This window comes from Kitasatospora sp. NPDC005856, assembly GCF_040629945.1.
In the GTDB taxonomy this organism is placed as follows: domain Bacteria; phylum Actinomycetota; class Actinomycetes; order Streptomycetales; family Streptomycetaceae; genus Kitasatospora.
Window position 1 is genome coordinate 58471 of sequence record NZ_JBEXWT010000026.1, and the last position, 22509, is coordinate 80979.

Below are 22509 nucleotides of genomic sequence, written 5' to 3' on the forward strand. Positions count from 1 at the left end.
TGGATCCCTCGCGATGCGGGGCGGTGCGGGCGGGGCGATGCGGCGGCTCGGTCGGTCCCCCGCGCCGAGCAGGGCGGGTGCGGTGCCCGCAGTCGGATCCGAGCCGGGGGCTCGGCGTACCCGCCCGCCGTCCGGTAGATTCTGCCGCCGGTTGATCGGCACACGAAGCGGCTGCGTGCCGCTGGTTCGACGCGGGGGGCTACGGGTGCGGGGTAGGGACGGGCAGGTCGGGGATCTGCTGGAGTGCTGGCGGGCGGTCGAGCTGTTCAGCCCGCCGTCGATTCCGGACGTGCCGCGCAAGCGCCGTTCGGGCCGCCCCCGGGCGTCGGACGTGATCGTCGTCGACGTGACGCCGGCGGCGGGCCGTGCGGCGCCGCTGCTGCCGTGGGCGCCGGAGCATCCGGAGACGGCGGCCCGGCGGGCGCCGCGGGGGATGGTGTGGCGCCACGAGGTGTACGGCGGGGTGTTCGACCTGGAGCTGTTGCGGCAGGCGATGATCGCCGTCCTGCCGAAGGGAACCGACCCGGATCCGGGAGTGCCGGACGAGGAGCTGGTGCTGTCGGGGAAGAGCGCGATGTTCGCCCTCGTCCTGGACGAGCACGGGCGGCCGGTCCAGGACACCTCGGTGGTCTCCGCGTGCGGCTGGGCGACGGGCCGGCTCTTCGACCCGGGGCCGTCGGCGGCCGGTTGGCTGGACGGCTTCGAGGAGCTGGGCGAGGCGTTCGAGGTCGCAGTGGGGCGGCTGACCGCGACGCCGATCGCGTACGCGCCGGGGCCCCGGCTCCTGCCGGATCCGACGCCGGCGGGGGAGGAGGAGACCGCCCGGGGCTGGCGGCAGCTGCTCGCGGAGATCCTGGGCGGCGCGGCGGTGGCGGCGGTCGGTGCGCTGTTCGGCGAGGTCGCCGGGGCCGCGGTGCAGGGGGCTACGGACCCGCTGGTGCGGCGCGTCGCCGAGTGGGCGGCGGCCCGCCGCCCGGACCAGGACGGCGCGCCCACGGATTCCCCGCCCGCAGCGCCGCAGGCGCCCACCGACGCGGCCGATGCGGCGGAGGCGGACGGAACGGCAGAAGACACCGGCCCGCGCCCGGTCGCCCTCGCCGACCTCGTCGCCCTGACCGCCCAGATCGCCCACCTCTGCGGTGTCGAGAGGCACTTGGACCCGCGGGTGATCAGGGTCCAGAGCCGGCTGGTGCACCGCCCGCGCGACCCGAAGGCCAAGCCCGCCGCCGCGCAGCCGTTCCTCAACAGCCTCCTTCCGCCCGACCTCGCCCGGGTCCGCGCCGCGCTCGGGGACGGCCGCGCGGCAAGCCTCGGCCCCGCCCTGGAGGCCTACCTGACCGGCCGCCGGGACATCCCGGTCGACGCCCGCACCGACCTGCGCGAGGACCGTCCCACCGTCCTCGCGGGCGTCGACCCGGCCCTCGTCCCCGCCGGACGCTGGCCCGCCAAGGCACGGTACCCGCTGGCGCTCAGCCAGCAGTTCGCGGTCAACCGGATGCTCGCCGACCGCGCGGCGACCGGGAAGGCGGAAGCCGCCACCGCGAACACCGACCCCGGCGGTCTGTTCTCCGTCAACGGCCCGCCCGGCACCGGCAAGACCACCATGCTGCGCGACCTGGTCGCCGCCCTCGTGGTCGAACGCGCCACCGTGATGGCCGGCTACCGGCGGCCCGAGGAGGCGTTCGTCGGCCGCGCCTGGCGGGGCAAGGACCGCCAGGGCGTCCACCCGCGCTTCGTCTCCGCCCTCGACCCGCGGCTCACCGGCCGCGAGATCGTGGTCACCTCCTCCAACAACGGCGCGGTGGAGAACATCACCGCCGAACTGCCCGGCGCCGACGCCCTCGACGCGCACTGGCACGACGGCCCCGACCACTTCTCCGACCTCGCCTGCGCCCTGCTCGGCGGCGCGCCCGCCTGGGGGCTGGTCGCCGCCGTCCTCGGCAACAAGACCAACCGGACGAAGTTCACCGAGCGCTTCTGGTGGGGCCGTCTGCCCGAGGACGAGACCGCCGCCCGCGAGGCCGCCGGGCTCCCGCCGCTGCGCGGCATGAACGCCGTCCTCGGCGACTGGGTCCCGCCCAGCGCTCCCAGGCCGGCCCGAACCCCGGGCGACCGTCGTGCCGAGGGGGCCACGGCCACCACCGCCCCCGCCGCCACCGAACAGGCCCCGGCCCCCGCCCAGCCCGTCCCCTCCTGGCCCGAGGCCGTCGCCGCCTTCAAGACCGCCCAGGCCGAGGTCGAGCGCCTGCGCGCCGAACGCGTCCGCCTGGCCGCCGCCCTGGCGGAGACCCGGGCGGAGAGGGTCCACCCCCGCCTCGACGCCCTGCGTGCCGCCATCGCCCGCGCCGACGACCGCGTGGCGGCCGCCGAGGCCCGGCACGCCGCCGCGGTGGCAGCCGCCGAGACGGCCCGCACCGCCACCCACAGCGCCGAAGCCGCCCACCGGGCCGCGGCCGAGCACGTGCCGCGGGCCCGCGAGGTCCTCGCCGACGCCCGGGCCGCCCTGGCCGGCGCCCGCGAACGCGCCGATCAGCACCGCCGGCAGGTCGAGGTGCTGACGACGCTGCACGACGAGCCCCCCAGCGCGCAGCCGGGTCTGCGCGCCGGGCTGCGCCGCCTGCTCCAGAGCGGCGCCGAACGCCAGGCCGCCGAAGAACACCGCGAACGCACCCGCGGCGACCTCCTCGCCCAGCTCGTCCAGCAGCGCACCGCGCTGGAGGAGGCCCGCGACCACGTCGCCCGCTACACCCACGCCGAGGACCTCGCGGCTGACCTGACCGCCCGCACCGCCACCGCCGTCACCGAAGCCGAGACGGTCGCCGCCCGTGCCCGCGCCCACCAGGACGCCACTCGCACCGCGGAGTCCGCCGCCGGTGCGGACGCCGAGCGGGCCCGGCACGAGGCCCGGGCCGCCCGACGCGACCTGGAGGCCGCCGACGCCGAACTCGGCGCCGCCCACCGTGCCCTGCGCGCGGCCGCCGCCGACCTGCCCTCGCTGCCGCTGGACTGGCCGCAGCTCGCCGACCACGCGCAGGAACTCGGCGCCCCCTGGGCCGACGAGGCCTGGAGCACCGCCCGCAGCGACCTCTTCCTGCGCGCCCTCGACCTGCACCGCGCCCTCGTCGCCAACACGGCCAAGCGGATCCGCGGCAACCTCCAGGTCCTGGTGGAGCTGATGGCCGGAAGCGGCGGACCCGTCCCCGACGAGCAGGTCCTGCAGGCCTGGCAGACCCTCTTCCTCCTCGTCCCGGTCGTCTCCACCACCTTCTCCTCCATCGGCAGCATGTTCGCCCGCCTCGGCCAGGGCTCCATCGGCTGGATCCTCGTCGACGAGGCCGGCCAGGCCACCCCGCAGGCCGCCGTCGGCGCCCTCTGGCGCGCTCGCCGCGCCGTCCTCGTCGGCGACCCGCTCCAGCTGGAACCCGTCGTCACCATGCCGACCGCCCTGCAGCGCCGGCTCCTGCTGGCCTACGGCGTCGACGAGGAGTGGCTGCCCTCCGCGACCTCCGCGCAGGCCGTCGCCGACCGGGTCAACCGCTACGGCACCTACCTGCCCGCCCCCACCGGAGGGGAGGACGACACGGTCTGGGTCGGCTCACCGCTGCGCGTCCACCGCCGCTGCGAGGAGCCCATGTTCACCGTCAGCAACGAGGTCGCCTACGGCGGCCTCATGGTCCACGGCACCCATCCCCAGCCCTTCCCCGACCCGGACCACGACGGCCTCCTGCCCAGCCGCTGGCTCGACACCCCGGACCCCGACCGCCCGGCGGACGCTCCCTGGGGCGAGCGCGACCGCCGCGCCCTCACCTTCCTCCTCGGCCGGCTCGCCGCTCACGGCGTCGGCGTCGAACGCCTGCGGATCATCGCCCCCTTCCGTGCCCTCGTCTCCGAAGCCCGCGAGACCTGCCGCAGGCTCCCCGGGTGGACCGCCGAACTCCTCGACGAGCGCTGCGCCACCGTCCACAAGGCCCAGGGCAAGGAGGCCGATGTCGTCATCCTGCTGCTCGGCGCCGGCCGCCCCGGTGCCCGGCGCTGGGCCGCCGGTACCCCGCACCTCCTGAACGTCGCGGCCAGCCGCGCCAAGCGACGCCTCTACGTCGTCGGCGACCGCGCGCTGTGGTCCCCGCTGCTGCACTTCGACGTCCTGGCCGCGGAACTCCCCGCCTACGACCACGTCCGCGACCGCGACACCTGGCCCCTCGACGACCCGGCCGGCGATCCCGCGGACCGGGGAACCGACGGCTGAGCCCCTGGGCCTTCCGAGCCCGCCGCGTGAGAAGTCGGCCGGTCCGACTCCTCGCGCGGCGTCACCAGCCGTCAGAAAACCGGGGGAGGGGGAGCATCGCCCTCCCGAGCGCAGGGCGGAACCCCTCGCAGTGGTCATGGCCGCTTCCGCCGAGCGGCGTCAACAGGCCTTCCTCGACGCTCGTCTGATCGATCGTTATCTTGGTCATCGTCTCATCACGGCTCATTGAGGAACGGTGAACCTCATGCCCTTGATCCAGGTCAGCGGCGCGGGCTGACGGCCGCGCTCCGCCAACCCCCCTTTCCGTACCCGACGACCGAGCAGAGCAGAGGAGACCGACGTGTCCTTCCTGTCCTCCGACTACCCCGAGATCGTCTACGACCGCGACGAGGGTGAGAACGGCACCGCATCGTTCCGCCCGGCCGGGACGCCGCCGGACTACACCGCGCCGAACGGGTCGACCTTCCACTACCTGTCGACCCGGCTCAGCACGAACGGCCTGTACGGCCTGTACCAGAACCGGCTCACCGGCGAGATCGGCGGCACCAGCCCGCACTTCCACAAAACGATGTGCGAGTCGTTCTACGTCCTGTCCGGAGAGATCCACGTCTTCGACGGCGAGCGCTGGTTCGACGCCTCCCGAGGCGACTACCTCTACATCCCGCCCGGCGGGGTGCACTCCTTCGGCAACATCTCGGGAGAGCCGGCCGAGTTCCTCATGCTGTTCGCCCCGGGGGCTGCGCGAGAGGGCTACTTCGAGGGGCTGGCCGATGTCGCGGCCATGACCGATGAGGAGCGGGCCGCGTTCTTCGTCCGTCACGACAGCTTCTTCGCCGACATGACCAAGGGCCCTGCCGCGGACTCGTGGCAGGACCGGGCGGCCCTGCGCAAATCCTTCAAGACCCGCTGACCGGAGACGAACCGGTCGCTACGAGGCGACCGTGCTGGTCGCGGCCGTCGACGAACGGTTCTGCCCGGCCTCCGCACCGGCCTTCGCAACACCCGCGTGGGCGAGGTTGTCGGTGATGCGCTCGAGTACGGACAGAGCAGTCGCGTAGTCCTCCTCCGTGATGTCGCCGAGGAGTTCCGCGCGCACCCGGTCCATGTGTTCCTTCGCCGTTGCCAGGCCCTCGTGGCCCCGGTCCGTGAGGGTCAGCCGGCGGTCCGCGCCGATGCCGAGCCAGCCCCGGTGCACGAGGGCGTCGACGGCGTGGAGGATCACCTGGGTGCCCATGCCGTAGGGCACGGCCACGGCGTGAATCTCCTCCCTGGTGAGGCCGTGTTCGGCGCGGACGATGTTGTTGAGCGCCCACCACTGGGGCTGGGTCACGTCGATGCACGCCAGAGCGGCTTGCGAGTGGCGCAGGATCGCCTCGGTGGCGCCCCAGGCGGCCAGGGCGATGGGCCGCCGGCCGAGCGTGGCGGTGCCGTTCTGCGGAGTGCTTGCGGTCGTCATGATCGCCAGGCTAGAACCTCAAGCCCGGTTGATGGCAAGAGCGTCCCGCTGCCGCCACGGGACATCAGGAACCCGTCGTGCGCCAGGTGGCAACCGTGCGCGTCACCGCTCGCAACGACCGGCTGTGACCACGGTGTCGACGATGTTCCGGGCGCTGCTGACCTGTGAGCGGTAGGAGCGGCTGGTCCGGCAAGAAACCGTTCGTTCGGTTTTTGCGGCAAGGGGCCGGCGCGTCGGCTGCCGAACCACCGGAGTGATCGGAGTGCTTGGTCGCCCACGGTGCATTGCGGCCTGACGGATCGTGGAGAGAAGGAGAGCCGTCGGCGGGGTTCGTCGACATCGTCTTGTCGGTTGCGGGTGAGGCGAAGCTAAGATACGGGGTGTTTGGTTTTGTTTTCCGGGAGCCCAGGGCGGGGTGGTTTCGGTGGTACGGCAGGAGCGGGCGCTCCGGACACGTCGGCTGATCCTGGAGGCGGCGGCCTCGGTCTTCGACGAGTTCGGGTACGAGGGCGCGACCATCGGTGAGGTGGTCTCCCGGGCCGGTGTGACGCGCGGGGCGGTGTATTTCCATTTCGCCTCGAAGCGGGATCTGGCGCAGGGCGTGGTGGAGGAACAGTTCGTCCAGGACGGAGTTCCCGAACGGAGCTGCAAGCTCCAGGAGTTCGTGGACACCGGAATGGTGGTGGCGTACCTGATGCCCCGTGACCCGCTGCTCAGCGCGGGAGCCCGGCTGTCGCTCGGGCAGGACCTCTTCGACGACCTCGGCGGCGGTGCCATCCCCGGCTGGATCAACCGGTTCGAGGCGCTGCTGGTCGCGGCCGGCGAGCGCGGCGAACTGCTCCCGCACGTCGTGCCGGCGGACACCGCCTGGCTGCTGGTCGGGGCGTGGACGGGGGTGCAGATCCAGTCCCAGAAGCTCTGCGGCCGGGCCGACCTGGAGCGGCGGGTCTCCGGGCTGTACCAGCACCTGATGCCGAGTATCGCGGTGCCGGGCGTGCTCGGTTCGCTGCAGATGGGGCCGAACCGCGGCGCCCAGGTGGTCGCCGAGGCCGCGGCGGCCCGTGCGGTCGTGGAGGGCGGCGGCCCGGCCGGTGCGGACAGCGGTACGGCGGACGGCGAAGCGGCCGGTGCCGCGCGCGCCGAGGTGCGGACGGGGGCCGGTGTGGGCTGACGGGAGCTCACCGACCCCACCGCCCACGGAAAACCGGGCGGGAGCGGGCGAAACGGGCGGCGCCGGGACCATGGGGTCCGGCGCCGCCTTTGGTTTGTCCGGACCCGGTTGCGCAGCGTCACGGAAACCCGCTTGGCGTGGCGGATCGTGACGACCCCTTGAAACAAACAGCACGTTCGGTTTTGTATTGACAAACCGCGCGTCCTGTTTTTGACTGGATGACAGCTGACCCAGGGTGTCGACCCGGGTGCCGGCCGTGGCGAAGGCGGCCGCGGCGTTCCGTGTGATTGGGGTGGTCATCGTGGAAATCCGGGTGCTCGGGACGCTGGACGTCCGAGTGGGCGGAGTGTCGGTGGTGCCGTCGGCGCCCAAGCCGCGGCAGGTGCTGGGCCTGTTGGCGCTCCGGGCGGACCAGGTGGTCCCGGCCGGTGCGCTGGCCGACGAGCTGTGGTCCGGCCGTCCGCCGCGCAGCGCGCGCACCACCGTGCAGACGTACGTGCTCCAGCTGCGCGAACTCATCGACCGGGCGCTCACCGCGGCCGGTGCGGGGAGGGAGGCGTCCAGTGCCAAGGACGTCCTGGTGACCTCGCCGGGCGGCTACCTGCTCAACAGCGGTGGAGGACCGACGGACCTGGGGGAGTTCGAGCGGCTGGCCGGAACGGGATACCGGGCGATGGACGGCGAGGACCACCCGGCGGCGGCCCGGCTGCTCGGCGAGGCACTCGCGCTGTGGCGCGGGCCGGCCTTCGCCGACGTCCCGGTCGGCGGCCAACTCGCCGTCGAGGCCCGACGCTTGGAGGAGACCCGGCTCTGCGCGCTGGACCAGCGGATCGAGGCCGATCTACGCCTCGGCCGGCACCGGGTGCTGCTCGCCGAACTCACCGTGCTCGTGGACCGCTACCGCACCCACGAGAGCCTGCACGGCCAGTACATGCTCGCCCTGCACCGCTCCGGCCGCCGGGGCGAGGCGCTGGAGGCCTACCAGCGCCTGCGGAACACACTGGTACGGGAGTTGGGCATGGAGCCCTCGGCCGGACTGCGGCGCCTCCAGCGCTCCATCCTGCTCGCCGGCCCGGAGCACGCGGCGGAGCGTTCGGCGGAGCGCGTGCCCGCCGGTGTGGGCGCGGCCGCCGGGCCGCAGGGGGCGGCCCGGTTCAGCCGGGTCGGGTGAGCCGCCCGGCCGTTCTGGGGCGGCCGTGGTCCGGTAGGAACCTGCTTGTGGTGGTGAGGGGTTGTGGGACAGGTGGTCCAGGAGAGGTCGGAACGGACGCGCGGGCGGCTGGTGGGGGCGGGGGCGGCACTGTTCGACCGCCGTGGCTACGCCGGCGCCACCCTCGGCGAGATCGCGGCGGCCGCCGGGGTGACGAAAGGGGCGCTGTACTTTCACTTCGCCTCCAAGGAGGAGTTGGCCAGGGAGGTGTTCGGGCAGGCCGAGCGTTCGCTGCGGTCGGCGTGCGCGGGGCTGTGCGCCTCCTCCTCCCCGCTCCAGGGGGTGATCGACGCGGGGTACTGGCTGGTCGACGCCCTCGGGGCGGACCCGGTGATCCGGGCGGCCTTCCGCCTCGGCCGCGAGGACGCCGGCTGGCCGGCCGCGCCGACCACGGCCGGGCTCATCACGGCTGATGCCGGGCAGCCGACGTTCGCCGACATGCGCGGCTTCCACGGTGTCTGGGCCGGGCTCGTGCGCGACCTGCTGGTCGGCGCCCGCAGTGCGGGCGAGCTGCGCGACCGCTCGGGCGGGCTCGGCCCGGAGACCCTGCTGGTGACCGCCGCCTGTGGTCTGGAGGTCGTGTTCGCCGACGGCTGCCCTGCCGAGGAACGGTCCCGTAGGGTCGGCGCCCTCTGGGACTGGCTGCTGCCCTGCCTGGTACCCCCGGGCACGGCCGGCGGCTACCGCACCGGGCCGCCGGCACCGCAGCCGTCCTGAAGCCGGGACCGTCCGGATCCGGGACCCAGGCTGCCGGACGGACAGCGGGCCGCCCCCGGCACCCGAAGGCACCGGGGGCGGCCCGACCGCAGTCACACGGCGGAATCGCAGGCGTTCGTCACGCCGTGTACCGGTCGGCGGCCGCGCGGCGCCGGGCCCGGTAGAGCACCAGAGCGCCGAGGGTCACCAGCCCGCCCCCGGCCAGGCCCGCGCTCACGGCGCCGGTCGGAGCTCCGGTCTCCGGCAGCCTTCCCGAACCGCCGCCCTGCGGCGGAACCGGGTGCTGGCCGGGGTGGCCCGGGGGGCTCGGGCAGCCGTGGCCCCCGCCGCCCTTGTGGTCGTGCCCCTTCGGCGGGCAGGGCTCGACGGTGATGCAGAGCTCGACCGGCGGGCTCTCCACGAGCTCCCCCTGCGGGTCGCGGGCCGAGGCCCGGGCGGTGTTGGTGACGCTCCCCGCCCGTGCGTCCTCCTCGGTCACCGTGTAGGTGCCCTGGCAGGTGGTGCTCTCCTCGGGGGCGAGGGTGGTCTCCTCGCAGGTCACCTGCCGCACCCGGTCGTCGTGGACGGCGACGTCGATCAGCGTGGTGGAGCCGGTGTTCGTCACCGTGTACGTGTAGGTGACGGTGTCACCCGGGTACACCGTCCCGGCGGCGTCGGACCGCTTGGTGACGGCCAGCGAGGACATGGGGGTACCGACCGTGACGGTGGCGTCGGCGGGTGGGCTCTGGACGGGTCGGCCCTGGGGGTCGGTGCCGTTGGCGTGGGCGGTGTTGGTGACGTGTCCGGCCTGGGCGTCGGCGTCGGTCACGGTGTAGCTGCCGTGGCAGGTGGTGCTCTGTCCGGGGTCCAGCGTGGTCCGGTCACAGCTGACGGACGGGACGTGGTCGTCGGTGACGGTGATGTCGTCGACCACCGTCGTCCCGGAGTTGGTCACCGTGTAGCGGTAGAGCACCGTCTCCCCGACGTGGTACGGACCGGCGCTGTCGGCCCGCTTCGTCAGGTCGAGCTTCGCGACGCCCACCACCGGCAGCGTCACGTGGTCGATCGGGCTCACCACCTCCTGCCCCTGCGGGCCGGTGGCGGCCGCCCGGGCGGTGTTGGTGACGTGGCCGAGCTGGAGGTCGGCGTCGGTCACGGTGTAGGTGCCGCGGCAGGTGGTGCTCTGTCCTGCGGTCAGGGTGGTCTGGTCACAGGTCACCGGGGAGACGTGGTCGTCGAAGACGAGCAGGTCGGTCAGCGTGGTCGTCCCGGTGTTGGTGACCGTGTAGGTGTAGCGCACGACGTCGCCGACGTGGACCGGTCCGGTGGTGTCCGCCCGCTTGGACAGGCCGAGCGAGGACGGGCCGATGACGGTGACGGTGGCGTCGGCCTCCGGCGAGGTGACCGGCCGGCCGTCGGAGCTTCCGGTGGCGTGGGCGTGGTTGGTGACCTGCCCGGCCTGAGCGTCGGCCGCCGTCACGACGTAGCTGCCGTGGCACTGCGTGCTGTCCCCGGCGCTCCGGGCCGGGGCCAGTGTGGTGGAGTCACAGGTGATCCCCGTGACCTTGTCGTCCGTCACCGCGAGGTTGGTGATCTCGGTCCCGCCGGTGTTGGTGACCACGTAGGTGTACGGGACGGTGTCCCCGACGTGGAACGGCTCGGGGGCGTCGACGTGCTTGACGATGTGGAGCCCCGGCGGCGCGATCACCGGGACGTTCTCGGAGTCGGGTGGTGAGGTGACCGGGCCCCCGTCGGTGGTCCCGGTGGCCTGGGCCGTGTTGGCGACCTGGCCCAGCGCGGCGTCCTCGGCGGTGACCAGGTAGTCCGCCGTACACGTCACGGTCTTGCCGGGGGCCAGGGCGCTCACCGGGCAGGTGACCGGCCCGACCTTCGGATCCTCGACGCCCAGGTCGGTGATCGGCACGTTCCCGGAGTTGGTCACCACGAAGTCGTACGGGATCCGGGTGCCCACGGTGATCAGCCCGGGCAGCGGCTGGTGCGCCTGCTTGACCAGGTTCAGTTCGGGCAGCGGCTGGTCGGTGTGGATCACGACGTTGCGGATCAGGTGCACGTCGGTGAACAGGCCGGTCGACCCGGCGAAGCCGAACTTGTACGTCGAGGGCACCGGTTGGGGTGCCGGGGTCTGCAGCACCTGGTGCGAGCCGGTGCCGTCGTTGAAGTCGACGGAGACCGTCAGCACCGGGGAGGGCGCCGGGGTCAGGTGCACGTTGACCCGGCGGCGCGAGGGCTCCAGCAGGGTCTGTGCCTGGTCCGGGGTGACCCCGGGCGGCAGCGTGGTGAGCGGGCCCTGGAGGCTGCCGGGCAGGGTGGAGGGCCACGGCGCGTTGGTGGTGAAGTTGCTGGTCGTCGCGGTCAGGAAGCAGTAGCCGGTGGTGCCGTCGCCGGGGCCGCGGACGGTGACCATGTTGGAGCCGGGCGCGGGGATGCGGAAGGACGTGCCGGCGGGGGACCGCTGGGCGCAGCCGTTTCCGCGCTGCTCCCAGTCGCCGAAGTAGTTGCCGAGGACGTCGAGCCCGACGCCCAGGTAGCCGCGGTCGACGCCGGGCAGGAAGGCGAGGTTCGGGTTGTCGTCGGGCAGCTTCTGGGCGTAGCCGAGGCTGCCGCCGAAGGCCCCGGGGTGGGTGAGCGAGACGTCGCCGTTGACCAGGAAGAACGAGATGCCGTCGGCCGGGGTGTTCGGTGTGGTGCTGCCGTACTGCCACTGGTCGAAGGTCACGTCCAGGCCGTTGCCGGCCGGCAGGGCCTGGTCGAAGAGCACCGCGCCGCTCTGGTCGTTGCCGGCGTCGGTGATCCGCAGGTAGCCGAGCGGAGCGCTGTTCAGCGGCGGCACCGGGCCGGTCTGGGCGGTGGGGCAGCCGCCCAGCGGGTGGTCGCCCGGCCCGGGCGTCCCGGGGGCCGCGCCGGTGAGGCAGGCGGAGCCGACGGCGATGAAGCGCGGGTCGGCGGTGGCGCCGGTGAAGGTCTCCTCGACCAGGGGCGTGCCGACGGCCCGGACGCGCTCCGGCAGCGGCGCGGCCGGGTGGTGGGCGTGGGCGACGGCCTGGGCGAGCGGGGCGGTGAGGCCGGCACCGAGCAGACCCAGGGTGGCCGCGGCGCTGATGAAGCGGGCCGTTCGGGCACGAAGCCGTGACGGTCCGCGGGCTTGTCTCGTCATGTCGGTACTATGCGCAGCCGCTACGGTCCGCTATCACCGGAGTACTGTCAGTGGAGCTATCGATTCGCCCGGACGAGCGAGCGGGAGAGGGGGAGTCAGGTGGCTCCCGGGTTGCCGCTCGGATGGCAGTGATCTTCGGGGCCATCCCCATGATTCCCACTCAACCGATGCGGTAGGGTGGCCGACGCCGAGTATGACCGCGACTCAGGGAGGTGAGACCCATTACCGGAATGTCCGAGCGGGTGCTCCCGGAGCGCGGCCGTGCGGGCGCCACGCGCGCATAGCGCGGCAGGCGCGCCGACGCGGTGTCGGCCCCCACGGGAGCCCTGACGGAGTCGTCAGCCCTCCCGTCCTCCCCAAGGGGTCCTCTTGCCCGTCCACTGCTCCGCCTCCCTCCGTTCCTCCGTGGTCTCCCGACTGCGCGCCGCCGGCTGCGTGTTCGCCGAGGACGAGGCGCGGATCCTGCTCTCCGCCGCATCCTCGCCCGCCGACCTGGCCACCATGGTCCGCTCCCGCGCCGACGGGAGACCGCTCGAACACGTCGTCGGCTGGGCCGAGTTCGCCGGCCTGCGGATCTCCGTCGACCCGGGCGTCTTCGTCCCGCGCCGCCGCAGCGAGTTCCTGGTCGCCGCCGCCACCGCGCTGACCACCCCGGGTGCGGTGGTGCTCGACCTGTGCTGCGGCAGCGGCGCGCTGGGCGCCGCGGTGGCGGCCGCGGCCGCCCACCCGGTCGAGCTGTACGCCGCCGACATCGATCCGGACGCCGTCCGCTGCGCCCGCCGCAACCTGGCCGGTGCCGCGGCGCGGGTCTTCGAGGGCGACCTGTTCGCCGCCGTGCCCGCGGAGCTGGCCGGCCGGGTGGACGTGCTGATCGCCAACGTCCCGTACGTCCCGACCGGCGACATCGGCCTGCTGCCGCCCGAGGCACGGCTGCACGAGGCCCGGCCCGCGCTGGACGGCGGGGCGGACGGGCTGGACGTGCTGCGGCGAGTGGTCGCCGAGGTGCCGCGGTGGCTGGCGCCCGGCGGGTCGCTGCTGTTCGAGACCAGTGAGCGGCAGGCGGCGACGGCCCTCGCGGTGACCCGGGCGGCCGGACTGGCGGCGGCGGAGAGCCGGGAGGAGGACCTGGACGCCACGGTGGTCACCGCGACGCTGCGCTGAACCGCTCTGCCGTCGGGCGGAGGTGCCCGACGGTGGGGAGGTGGAGTCGGCCGCCGTCACCCCCGGACGGCGGCCGGACCGGAGCCGGTCAGATGTGGGTGCCGTACACGTGGTCGACGGGGATGGTGAGCAGCACCCGGCGGTCGGAGACCATCACCTCGCGGTACTCCGCCCAGTCCGGGTGCTCCCCGGCGGCGCGGCGGTAGTAGTCCACCAGCGCCTCGACCTCCGGCCCCTCGGGGTCGGTGCCCGGACCGGTCAGGGTGGCCACGCCCTCGGCGGTGGCCCAGGAGCGGCCGTCCGGCCCGGTCACCTCCAGGCTGGCCCGAGGGTCCCGGCGCAGGTTGGCCGTCTTGGCCAGCCCGTCCCGGGTGGAGATCAGGATGGCGTTCGCGGCCCGGTCGTAGAACGGCATGACGGGGGACAGCTGCGGGCGGCCGTCCGCCTTGATGGTGGCGAGGATGCCGAGGCGGCTCTGTTCGAGCAGGGTGTACGGATCGAAAGCAGTGGCGGTCATGGGAGCATCATCGGCCTTCACACCGGTGTGAGGGCAAGGTCCGCCACGCATGTCGGGCGAGGTCCGTCGGGCGGGTGGGGTGAGGTCGTCCTGCGGGGGAGGGGCGAGGTCCGTCGGGCAGGTGGGACGGAGGAGGCTCCGCATCCGGTGGCGCCGGTCGGAGTGCGGGTGTGGAAGGTTCGGAAATCCGTCGTGAGGTCCGGTGCCAGCCGCTAGGGTCGGTCGCGAGCGAGAATGGTGACGGTGCGTCATCGAGTGCGTACCGTCCGAGCCGAGGGGACACCGCACGATGGCACGCGAACGCAAGCCGGTGGAGCTGCTGGAATTCTCCGACGACCTCCACACCGACGACGTCACCCCGCTGCAGGCCTTCCTGGCCGACCGGATGCGCGAGCTGGTCCGGGCTCAACCCGAGGGCACCAGTGCCCGGTTCGCCGCCGAGCGGCTGGCGGAGGTCACCGCCTGCGACTGCGTCTTCCTCTCGGACATCCTGGTGGCCTGGGAGGAGGTCGTCCTGGAGGGCCGCAACGACGAGCCCGGCTGGACGCAGCGGATGCGCCAGGACGCCATGATCTGGTGGGAGCGGCTGTGCGAGACGGCCGACCGGTTCCGCGACCACCCCGACCACCGTTCCCGCTGGCGCCCGCTGCACTTCATGAACCTCGCGCACGCGGAGCTCATGGCGGGCCTGACGGACCGGGCGGGCGGCGTGTACGGGGACGGGGCGCACCCGTGATCCCGGACGGCTGGGGGCAGTGGCCGTAGGCGGCTGCTGTCGGGGGCGATTGTCGGGGGCGACTGCCGGAGCCGGCTGTCGGAGGTGGCTGGTACCGTCCGGCGCATGAGCAATCGTGTGCCCTTCACGGGTGGGGAGAAGGAAAGTCTTCATGCGGCGCTGGACCGGCACCGCGATGCGGTGCTGTGGAAGCTGGAAGGGCTGGACGACGAGCAACTGCGCCGGCCGATGACGCCCACCGGGACCAACCTGCTGGGGCTGGTGAAGCACCTCGGCGGTGCCGAACTCGGCTGGTTCCGGGAGACGTTCGGCCGGGAGACCGGCCCGCTGCCGTTCGACATCGACGCCGACGACTCCTCCGACATGCGGGTGGAGCCGCACGAGTCGACGGCGGACGTCCTGGCCTTCTACGCGCGGGCCCGGGCCGCTTCCGACGAGACGATCCGGGAGCTCGCGCTGGACGACCTCGGCACCTCCTGGTCGGGGAACACCGTCTCGCTGCGCTGGGTGCTGATCCACATGACCACGGAGACGGCGCGGCACGCCGGGCACCTGGACATCGTGCGCGAGCTGATCGACGGGGGGACGGGGGACCACAACCGGAGCTGACCCCGGACGGTGCCGCCGCCGGGCCCGCTCCGGCGCGCGGGCGCCCGGCCCGGCCCGGGGTGGCGACGCTGCGCCCGGCCGTGGGCCAGGGGCTCAGGCCGTCAGCTTCCGGACGGCCCGGGCCAGCGCCTCCGCCGTGCGCCGGACGTCCGCCTCGGTGGTGCGCCAGTTGCTGAACGCCGCGCGCAGGGCCGGCCGCCCCGCGTAGCGGGTGGGGGTGAGGAAGGCGTCGTCGGCCAACTCGGCGGCGAGCGCGGCCAGCCGCTCCGGGGTCGGGTCCGCCGTCAGCGAGAAGCAGACGACGTTCAGCCGCACCGGGGCGAGCAGTTCCAGACCGTCGATCCGGGCCACCTCCGCGCCGAGCGTCCGGGCCCCGGCGATGCAGCGCTCCACGATCTCCCGGTGCCCGGAGCGGCCGTACGCGCGCAGCGTGAACCAGGCGGCGAGGGCGCGCAGCCGGTGGGAGTTCTCCGGCGTGAGGTGGACCAGGTCCGGGTGCTCGCTGAGCGGGCCGAGATAGGCGGCGGCGTTCTGGAAGACCCGGGCCTGGAGGTCCGGGCGGCGGGTGAACTGCACGGCGCTGTCGTACGGCACATTGAGCCACTTGTGCAGGTCGACGCAGACCGAGTCGGCGAGGTCCAACCCTGCCACCAGCGCCGCGTGCTCCGGGGACAGCGCGGCGAAGGCGCCGAACGCGGCGTCCACGTGCAGCCAGAACCCGTACCGCTCGCGCAGTTCGGCGATCGCGCGCAGGTCGTCGAAGTCGACGGTGTTGACCGTCCCGGCGTTGGCCACCACGACGCACGGCCCCTCGGCCTCGGCCAGCGCCCGCTCCAGCGCGGCCACGTCCACCGCCTCCCGGCCCGGCAGGGCGGGCACCGTCCGCAGCGCCGTCCGGCCCAGGCCCAGCACCGACAGTGCCTTGGCGACGCTGGAGTGCGCGCTGCCCGACAGCACCCGGACCCGCCCCAGCGCGCCGACCCCGTCCTCGGCGACGTCCACGCCGAGCCGCTCGCCCAGCCACTCGCGGGCGATCGCCAGCCCCACCGTGTTCGACATCGTCGCGCCGCTCACGAAGGTGCCGCGGTGCGCCTCCGAGAGCCCGAACAGCTCGCGCAGCCAGCCGACCGTCTCCCGCTCCAGCTGTTGACCGGCCGGGTCCAGCGAGGAGTTGGAGTTCTGGTCCACGGCCGAGGTCAGCCAGTCGCCCGCGAGCGCCGCCGGGGTCGCCCCGCCGGTCACGAACCCGAAGTAGCGCGGCCCGGCACTCGCGGACAGCCGCGGCTCCCAGCGCTGTTCGAACTCGGCCAGTGCGGCCCGCACTCCGCCGCCCTCCTCGGCGAGCGGCGCGACGGCGGGCTCGATGACGGCGGACGGGCCGGCGGGCGCGAGCACGGGCCGTTCGTCGAGCGTCTCCAGGAAGGCGAGCGCGCGCTGCCGGGTCTCCTCCAGGAGTTCGGGCAACTGTCCGAGATCGGCCGCGAGTTCGGGGTGCATGACGCCTCTCCATCGATCGACTGTGCGGTGCGCCCGAGGCTAGTGGCGGAGGCACGCGGAGTCCCGGTCCAATTCGGGACGGGTGGCCTGAAACGCGCGGGGAGGTGGGGGAATTCGCGCCGTTCGGCTCAAAAACACCCCGATGGTGCAATTTCAGCCGGTCCCTTGACCTCTCCCGATCCGTCGGATGATGATCACCGTGCACCGCGAGCGAGTGAATGTTCCAATGCCGGGCGGATTTTCGATCCGGGACTTCAGGGAGGTTCAGGCCGTGCGTTCCATCACCGCTTCCGTGGCGGCACCCGTGGCACGGGGACGCCTTCCACTGCTCGGCCACCTGCCGCAGCTCGCCGCCAGACGCGTGGAGTTCCTGCAGTCGATCCGGGCGCAGGGCGGCATCGTCAGGATATTCCTGGGCAATCGGCCGGTGTTCGTCCTGAACTCGGCCGAGGCCGTCCACGAGGTTCTGCTGACCCAGAGCCGGAAGTTCGGCAAAGGCCTGCTGTTCGACGTCGCACGGCCTTTCATCGGGAACGGCATCATCACCTCCGAGCACGACGTCCACCTCCGTCAACGGCGCGCGCTCCAGCCGGCCTTCCGCCGGGACGTCATCGCCGCCGGCGTCGCCACGATGACCGCCATCGCCGAGGAACAGGCGTCGGCCTGGCGCCCCGGCGAGGTGATCGCCATGGACCTGGCGCTGCGCCGGACGATGACGGCCATGCTCGTGGCGACCCTCTTCAGCACCGAACGCCCGGACGGCGCCGCGGCCGTCGCCGAACTGGGGGAGCGCGTCGCCGAGCACCTGAACACGGTGATGCGCGGCGTCTTCGTGGGCACCCTGCTGCCCGCCCCCCTCGCGTCCTCACCCGCGCTGGGGCACCGCAGGTACCTGGCCGCGGCCGCGGCGCTGCGCGAACTCGCGGATTCCGCCGTCCGACAGGCCCGCCAGGACCCGAGCGATCGCGGCGACCTGCTCTCCATCATGTTCGCCGGCACCCCGGGCAACCCGAGCGGGATGACCGACGTCGAGGCCCGCGACGAACTGCTGTCCCTGCTCATGGCCGGTGCCGAGACCACGGCCACCACCCTGGCCTGGGCGCTCCACGAGATCGGCCGGCGCCCGGAACTCACCGAACGGATCAAGGCCGAGTGCGACGCCCTGCCCACCGGCGCCCTGCCCGGCGCGGCCGACCTCCCGTTCACCGACCGGTTCCTGCGCGAGGTGCTGCGGCTGCACCAGCCCAGCTGGCTGCTGATGCGGCGCGCCCTGGAGCCGGTGCGGGTCTGCGGGGTCGACGTCCCGGAGGGCGCCGAGCTGATCTACAGCGCGCTGACGATGCACCGGGACCCGGCCTACTACCCGGACCCGCTGCGGTTCCACCCCGACCGGTGGCTCGACCGCACCGAGAAGGACCTCCCGCCGGGTGCCTACGTCCCCTTCGCCCTCGGCAACCGGAAGTGCATCGGGGACCACTTCGCGATGACCGAGATGCTGGTCATGCTGCGCGCGATCGTCTCCCGGTGGCGGCCGCGACCGGTCGCGGGGCACCGCGTCCGGCCGGTGGCCCACGCCCTGATCCGGCCCAACGCGCTGCCCATGCGCGTCTCACCCTGGCCGGCCGGCTGACCCGGCCCCGGCCCCGTTCGGCACGGCCCCGTTCGGCACGGCCCCGACCAGGGCCCCGTCCCACGCGGCCCTGAACCGGCCCCGTTCCCGGAGGTGCACCTCACCATGACGACCACGGCAGAGACCCTCTCCCCGGACCCGGACCCGGACCCGGACCCCGACCCGGACGCCCCGGCCCTCGACCCGCTCCCCTTCCCGCGCCGGATCAGCCCGGACTTCCGGGCCGCCCAGGGCCGCCACCTCGACTGGCCGCGGTCCTTCGGCTTCCTGTCCACGGAAGCGGAGCGGGCCCACCACCTCAAGGGCCAGTTCCCGCTGATCGCGGCCATGTTCTACCCCAACGCGACCGGGAGCGAACTGGACCTCGGCGTCGACCAGCAGAGCTGGTACTTCCTCTTCGACGACGCGCTCGACGAACAGTGGGGCGGCACGCCCGAGCGGGTCCACCACGTCGTCGGACTCGTCAAGGAGGGCGTCACCGGTCAGGCGTCCCCGCTGCCGCTGGCCGCCGCCTTCGCCGACATGCGACGACGCAGCTGCCGGGGCATGCCCGAGGACTGGATCCGCCGATCGGCCGTCCACTGGTCCTCCTACCTCGACCACCACGTCCACGAGGCGCGCAGCCGGCAGTCCGGTGCGCCCATGCCGCTGAGCACCTACCTCCGGGTCCGGCGCCACACCATCGGGGTCGCACCGGTCGTCGACCTCGCCGAGCGGCTGTCCTCCTGCGTCCTGCCCGACCACCTGTACGCGCTGCCGCACCTGTCCGTCATGCGCGAGATGACCAAGACCTTCATCATCTGCGACAACGACATCGTCTCCCTGGAGAAGGACGCGGCCCAGGGGGAGCAGAACAACCTGGTGCTCTGCCTGGAACGGGAACACGGACTCACCCGGCCGCAAGCGCTCGACCGGGCCCAGCGCCGCCGCGGCGAAGCGCTGGACCTGTTCACCGGCGCCCACCGGGCCCTGCTGGGCAGCACGGCTACGGGCCACCTCGACCCGGCCGAACGCGACCTGCTGCAGCGCTACTGCACCGAGGCGCTGCAGACCACCATCCGCGGCGCCTACGACTGGCACCACGCCTCCACCCGGTACCACGGGTAGGCCGACGCCTCCCGCCGCACGACCGCGTACCCGAACCCGCACGACCGCTTACCCTGACCTGCCGGACCGCACCCGGACCGATCCAGCTGAGGAGCCCGCACCATGCCCGATCGCCGCTCGGCGTCCTTCGTCGCCTCCGAACGGGACCGGACCTGCCCGTTCGACCCGTCGCCGGACCTCCGCCGGATGCGCGAGGACGACGGCCTGCCGCGGATGCGCGTCACCCACCCGGTGCGCGGCGAGATCGAGGCGGTCGTCATCACCCGGTACGCCGACGTCCGGGCCGCCTTCGCGGACGATCGCCTGGTGACGGGCAACGGCATCGACCCGACGCTGCCGCGCACCCTCTTCAACCACCCGGGCTTCCTGCCCGCCTACAGCGGCGCGGACCACTCCCGGCTGCGCCGGATGCTCACCGGCAGCTTCACCGTCCGTCAGGTCGAGGGGCTGCGGCCCGCGATCGAGACGATCGTCGCCGACCACCTCGACGCCATGGCGGAGCGGGGTCCGGTCGTCGACCTGGTCGAGGCCTTCGCCCTGCCCATCCCCTCACTGGCGATCTGCGAACTGCTCGACGTCCCGTACGGCACCCGGGCGATGTTCCAGCGCTGCTCCCAGGTGATCATGGACGGGACCGCCGACGCCGCACAACTGGTCGTCGCCTCGGACGAGTTGAACGCGGCGATGGCGGACATCGTCGCCCGCAACCGGGCCAACCCCGGAGACGGCGTGCTGGGCGCGGTGGTGCGCCGGCACGGTGCCGAGCTCACCGACGAGGAGCTCATCGGCTTCGGCACCACCCTCCTGGTCGGAGGGCACGAGACCACCGCGACCCAGCTCGCCCTGAGCGTGCTGGCGCTGCTCCGCCACCCGGACCAGCTCGCCGCCCTGCGCGACGACCCCGAGGTCACCGGTACGGCGGTGGAGGAACTGCTGCGCCACCTCGCCATCCCCGCACCGCTCCTGCGCACCGCCGTGGCCGACGTCGAGGTCAACGGCCACCGGATCGCCGAGGGCGAGCACGTCCTTCTCTCCCCACTGACCGCGAACCGCGACCCCGAGCTCGTCCCCGAGCGCCCGGACGACCTCGACCTGCACCGCCGTCCGGTCGCCCAGCTGTCCTTCGGCTTCGGCGCCCACCAGTGCCTCGGCCAGCAACTGGCCCGGCTGGAAATGAAGGTGGCCCTGCCGGCCCTGCTGCGCCGCTTCCCGGCCCTGCGGCTCGCCGTCCCCCAGGCCGAGCTGCGCTTCCGCGAGGGATCAACCGTTTACGGCGTCGAGGCGCTCCCGGTCACCTGGTGACCGGCCTGCCGGGGTGGCGCCCGCGCCCGGTGGGGGACTCCCGGCGGGCGGCCTTGCGGGGCGGTTCCGCGCGGGGGAGTTCGGCGCGTCGGACGGCGGGAGAGGCGAGGGCGAGGGCGGCGCCGAGGCAGGAGAGGGTGCCGCAGCCGACGAAGGCCGGGGCGCTGCCCCAGGCCCCGATCGCGGCGCCGACCAGCGGGTAGCTCAGCGGGGCTATGCCGACCATGGTGAGCATCGTGACGGAGGTGACCCGGCCCAGATAGGCGGGGTCGGCGGCGGTCTGGATCAGGGCGCTGTCCAGGCTCCCGAAGACGCCCGCGCTCAGACCGACCAGGGCGGCGAGGACGGCGGCGGTCCACAGCTGCGGCACCAGCGCCATGGCCGCCGCGCCGACGCTGCCCGCCAGCAGGGTGCCGGCCATGGTCAGGCCGGCCCGGGGAAGCCGTCCGGCGACGGCGAGCAGCGCGGCGCTCGCGGCGGCACCGGCGCCGAAGCAGCCGACGATCCAGCCGTAGCCGGACGGCCCCCAGCCGCGCTCGGCGTTGAGCAGCACCATGCCGACGTTGAGGGTGCCGGTGAGGCCGAGTTCGCAGATCGCACCGGCCAGGACCAGCGGGCCGATCAGGCGGTGGCGGCGGAGGTAGCGCAGCCCGTCGAGGAGGTCGGCGCACGCGGTGCCGCGCCGGGGCGGCGCGGTGCCCGAGGGGGCGTCACCTGAGGGGGCGTCGAGCGGGGTGATCCGCACGGAGAGCAGGAGCGGCAGGGAGAACGCGAACAGCAGCCCGGCGGTGGCGAAGGCGGCGGCCGGGCCGCCCAACCCCATGGCCAGGCCACCGAGCGGCGGTCCGGCGATCTGGCCGAGGCGCATCGACAGCGAGCGCAGGCCGGTGACCCGAGCCAGCTGGTCGGGGCTGGTGATCCGGGGCGGGAGAGCACCGACGGCGGGGACGAACAGGGCGTCCACGGCGCCGAAGAAGAGCGCCACCGCGACCAGCAGCCAGAGCGCGGGCGAGGTCAGGGCGATGACGGCGGCCACCGCGAGGATGAGCAGACAGCGCACGGCGTCGCTGCCGAGGATCACCCTGCGCGGATCGAGCCGGTCGGCCAGGACACCGCCGCCGAGCATGAGCAGGGCTCGCGGAGCGGCTCCGGCGGCCATCACCAGACCGACCTCGGTGGGGCCGGCCGACCGCTGGGCGGACCACGCGAGGGCGGCGAAGTAGACGCTGTCGCCGATCAGCGAGGCGGTGTACGCGGTGAGCCAGCGCAGCACGTTGGCGTCGCGGTGGGCGGGCGGCGCGCAGGCTCGGTGGGGGAGGGGCGGTTCCGCGAGGGCCATGGGGACTCCGGCGGTCGGGGACACGGCGGCGCCGGTGTCAGGGGCGGAAGGGGAACCCGTACAGCTGGACGGACACGTGCTCGCGGCCCGCAGCCTCGCCGGCCGCCCTGGCGGCCTTGCCGCGCTCCCGCCAGCGTCGGCCGAGGGCCTGCAACTCCTGCTCCATCTCGGCGAGTTCGGCCGCCGTGAGGTCGATCAGCCACTCCGAGGTGAAGGCCGCGTCGGTCCATTCCCGGCCCCAGGCGGCGCCCTGGTCGAGGTAGGCGCGGTACTGGGCGGCACGGGAGTCGACCAGACCCTTGGTCACCGCGCTGACGACGGCCGCGCCCTCGGGCGTGTCGGCGAGGTCGGACTCGCGGAAGCCCCAGCCCTCCTCGGAGGCGACCTGCCACCACCGCTCCCGGCCGTCGGTGCTCCGGGCGCTCGCCTCGGTGACGAAGCCCTGCTCGGCGAGCTTGCGCAGGTGGTAGCTGACCAGGGACGGGGCCTGGTCGACCTGCTCGGCGAGCTGCGAGGCCGTCGCGCTCCCGGCGGCGTAGAGCAGCCGGTAGAGCTGCATCCGCAGTGGGTTGGTGAACGCCTTCAGACGGGACAGGTCGGTGATCCGGTCGGGCCGGGGCTTCTCGGGCATGCCTCGACGATAGATCCGAAGGAAAA

The 22509-nt window shown here is 73.8% G+C and carries 17 protein-coding genes; 11 read left to right on the plus strand and 6 right to left on the minus strand.

Annotated elements, in window-relative coordinates:
* Positions 1-205: 205 nt before the first annotated feature.
* Together ABZ449_RS18035 and ABZ449_RS18040 are read left to right on the plus strand one after the other, a co-directional pair.
* Positions 206-4246 carry an AAA domain-containing protein gene (locus ABZ449_RS18035; protein WP_360346655.1) on the plus strand — a complete coding sequence of 1347 codons (4041 nt, stop codon included), beginning with the start codon at positions 206-208 and terminating at the stop codon, positions 4244-4246.
* Positions 4247-4586: 340 nt separating this feature from the next.
* Complete coding sequence (locus ABZ449_RS18040) at positions 4587-5156, plus strand: cupin domain-containing protein (RefSeq protein WP_360346657.1); 570 nt, start codon at positions 4587-4589, stop codon at positions 5154-5156.
* An 18-nt stretch (positions 5157-5174) separates the two neighbouring features.
* Here ABZ449_RS18040 and ABZ449_RS18045 read toward each other — a convergent pair whose 3' ends face one another.
* Positions 5175-5702, minus strand: coding sequence for a MarR family transcriptional regulator (locus ABZ449_RS18045; RefSeq protein ID WP_360346659.1), 528 nt, complete (start codon positions 5700-5702; stop codon positions 5175-5177).
* A gap of 415 nt (positions 5703-6117) precedes the next feature.
* Here ABZ449_RS18045 and ABZ449_RS18050 point away from each other — a divergent pair, with 415 nt between their 5' ends.
* The 3 genes from ABZ449_RS18050 (at position 6118) to ABZ449_RS18060 (ending at position 8800) form a co-directional block, all read left to right on the plus strand.
* On the plus strand, positions 6118-6873 hold the full coding sequence (locus tag ABZ449_RS18050) for a ScbR family autoregulator-binding transcription factor (protein ID WP_360346661.1): 756 nt from the start codon (positions 6118-6120) through the stop codon (positions 6871-6873).
* A gap of 301 nt (positions 6874-7174) precedes the next feature.
* The gene (locus tag ABZ449_RS18055; protein ID WP_360346663.1) at positions 7175-8044 is read left to right on the plus strand and encodes an AfsR/SARP family transcriptional regulator; all 870 of its coding nucleotides are present in this window, start codon (positions 7175-7177) and stop codon (positions 8042-8044) included.
* 63 nt (positions 8045-8107) lie between these two features.
* The gene (locus tag ABZ449_RS18060) at positions 8108-8800 is read left to right on the plus strand and encodes a TetR family transcriptional regulator (RefSeq protein ID WP_360346665.1); all 693 of its coding nucleotides are present in this window, start codon (positions 8108-8110) and stop codon (positions 8798-8800) included.
* Between the two features lie 118 nt (positions 8801-8918).
* Here the strand turns inward: ABZ449_RS18060 and ABZ449_RS18065 are convergent, their stop codons facing one another.
* The gene (locus ABZ449_RS18065) at positions 8919-11954 is read right to left on the minus strand and encodes an LPXTG cell wall anchor domain-containing protein (RefSeq protein ID WP_360346667.1); all 3036 of its coding nucleotides are present in this window, start codon (positions 11952-11954) and stop codon (positions 8919-8921) included.
* Positions 11955-12323: 369 nt separating this feature from the next.
* Here ABZ449_RS18065 and ABZ449_RS18070 point away from each other — a divergent pair, with 369 nt between their 5' ends.
* Positions 12324-13115 carry a putative protein N(5)-glutamine methyltransferase gene (locus ABZ449_RS18070; protein ID WP_360346669.1) on the plus strand — a complete coding sequence of 264 codons (792 nt, stop codon included), beginning with the start codon at positions 12324-12326 and terminating at the stop codon, positions 13113-13115.
* Positions 13116-13203: 88 nt separating this feature from the next.
* Here ABZ449_RS18070 and ABZ449_RS18075 read toward each other — a convergent pair whose 3' ends face one another.
* Entirely contained in the window at positions 13204-13632 is a 429-nt protein-coding gene (locus ABZ449_RS18075) for a PPOX class F420-dependent oxidoreductase (protein ID WP_360346671.1), read from the minus strand.
* Positions 13633-13921: 289 nt separating this feature from the next.
* Here ABZ449_RS18075 and ABZ449_RS18080 point away from each other — a divergent pair, with 289 nt between their 5' ends.
* Both ABZ449_RS18080 and ABZ449_RS18085 read left to right on the plus strand, forming a co-directional pair.
* On the plus strand, positions 13922-14368 hold the full coding sequence (locus ABZ449_RS18080; protein WP_360346673.1) for a hypothetical protein: 447 nt from the start codon (positions 13922-13924) through the stop codon (positions 14366-14368).
* Positions 14369-14473: 105 nt separating this feature from the next.
* Positions 14474-14977 (plus strand): DinB family protein, encoded by a 504-nt coding sequence (locus ABZ449_RS18085; protein WP_360346675.1) that lies wholly within the window; start codon positions 14474-14476, stop codon positions 14975-14977.
* A gap of 93 nt (positions 14978-15070) precedes the next feature.
* On the opposite strand, the gene ABZ449_RS18090 is transcribed toward ABZ449_RS18085, so the two are convergent.
* A complete protein-coding gene (locus ABZ449_RS18090) occupies positions 15071-16474 on the minus strand; it encodes a pyridoxal-dependent decarboxylase (protein WP_360346677.1) in 1404 nt (467 codons plus the stop codon).
* 271 nt (positions 16475-16745) lie between these two features.
* Between ABZ449_RS18090 and ABZ449_RS18095 the strand changes: the two genes are divergently transcribed.
* The 3 genes from ABZ449_RS18095 (at position 16746) to ABZ449_RS18105 (ending at position 20513) form a co-directional block, all read left to right on the plus strand.
* Positions 16746-18104, plus strand: coding sequence for a cytochrome P450 (locus tag ABZ449_RS18095; RefSeq protein ID WP_360346679.1), 1359 nt, complete (start codon positions 16746-16748; stop codon positions 18102-18104).
* Positions 18105-18209: 105 nt separating this feature from the next.
* Positions 18210-19211: a pentalenene synthase gene (locus ABZ449_RS18100; RefSeq protein ID WP_360346681.1), complete on the plus strand. Its 1002-nt coding sequence runs from the start codon at positions 18210-18212 to the stop codon at positions 19209-19211.
* Positions 19212-19313: 102 nt separating this feature from the next.
* Positions 19314-20513 (plus strand): cytochrome P450, encoded by a 1200-nt coding sequence (locus tag ABZ449_RS18105; protein ID WP_360346683.1) that lies wholly within the window; start codon positions 19314-19316, stop codon positions 20511-20513.
* Here ABZ449_RS18105 and ABZ449_RS18110 read toward each other — a convergent pair.
* On the minus strand, positions 20503-21852 hold the full coding sequence (locus tag ABZ449_RS18110) for an MFS transporter (protein ID WP_360346685.1): 1350 nt from the start codon (positions 21850-21852) through the stop codon (positions 20503-20505). The two genes, ABZ449_RS18105 and ABZ449_RS18110, sit on opposite strands and share 11 nt — an antisense overlap.
* A 37-nt stretch (positions 21853-21889) precedes the next feature.
* Complete coding sequence (locus tag ABZ449_RS18115) at positions 21890-22483, minus strand: helix-turn-helix domain-containing protein (RefSeq protein WP_360346687.1); 594 nt, start codon at positions 22481-22483, stop codon at positions 21890-21892.
* Positions 22484-22509: the final 26 nt, after the last annotated feature.

Bases quoted from the DNA above. Each gene is read 5' to 3' on its own strand.
- ABZ449_RS18045 (WP_360346659.1), bottom strand. From the start codon at position 5,702: ATGACGACCGCAAGCACTCCGCAGAACGGCACCGCCACGCTCGGCCGG.
- ABZ449_RS18065 (WP_360346667.1), bottom strand. From the start codon at position 11,954: ATGACGAGACAAGCCCGCGGACCGTCACGGCTTCGTGCCCGAACGGCC.
- ABZ449_RS18075 (WP_360346671.1), bottom strand. From the start codon at position 13,632: ATGACCGCCACTGCTTTCGATCCGTACACCCTGCTCGAACAGAGCCGC.
- ABZ449_RS18080 (WP_360346673.1), top strand. From the start codon at position 13,922: ATGGCACGCGAACGCAAGCCGGTGGAGCTGCTGGAATTCTCCGACGAC.
- ABZ449_RS18085 (WP_360346675.1), top strand. From the start codon at position 14,474: ATGAGCAATCGTGTGCCCTTCACGGGTGGGGAGAAGGAAAGTCTTCAT.
- ABZ449_RS18090 (WP_360346677.1), bottom strand. From the start codon at position 16,474: ATGCACCCCGAACTCGCGGCCGATCTCGGACAGTTGCCCGAACTCCTG.
- ABZ449_RS18100 (WP_360346681.1), top strand. From the start codon at position 18,210: ATGACGACCACGGCAGAGACCCTCTCCCCGGACCCGGACCCGGACCCG.
- ABZ449_RS18105 (WP_360346683.1), top strand. From the start codon at position 19,314: ATGCCCGATCGCCGCTCGGCGTCCTTCGTCGCCTCCGAACGGGACCGG.
- ABZ449_RS18110 (WP_360346685.1), bottom strand. From the start codon at position 21,852: ATGGCCCTCGCGGAACCGCCCCTCCCCCACCGAGCCTGCGCGCCGCCC.
- ABZ449_RS18115 (WP_360346687.1), bottom strand. From the start codon at position 22,483: ATGCCCGAGAAGCCCCGGCCCGACCGGATCACCGACCTGTCCCGTCTG.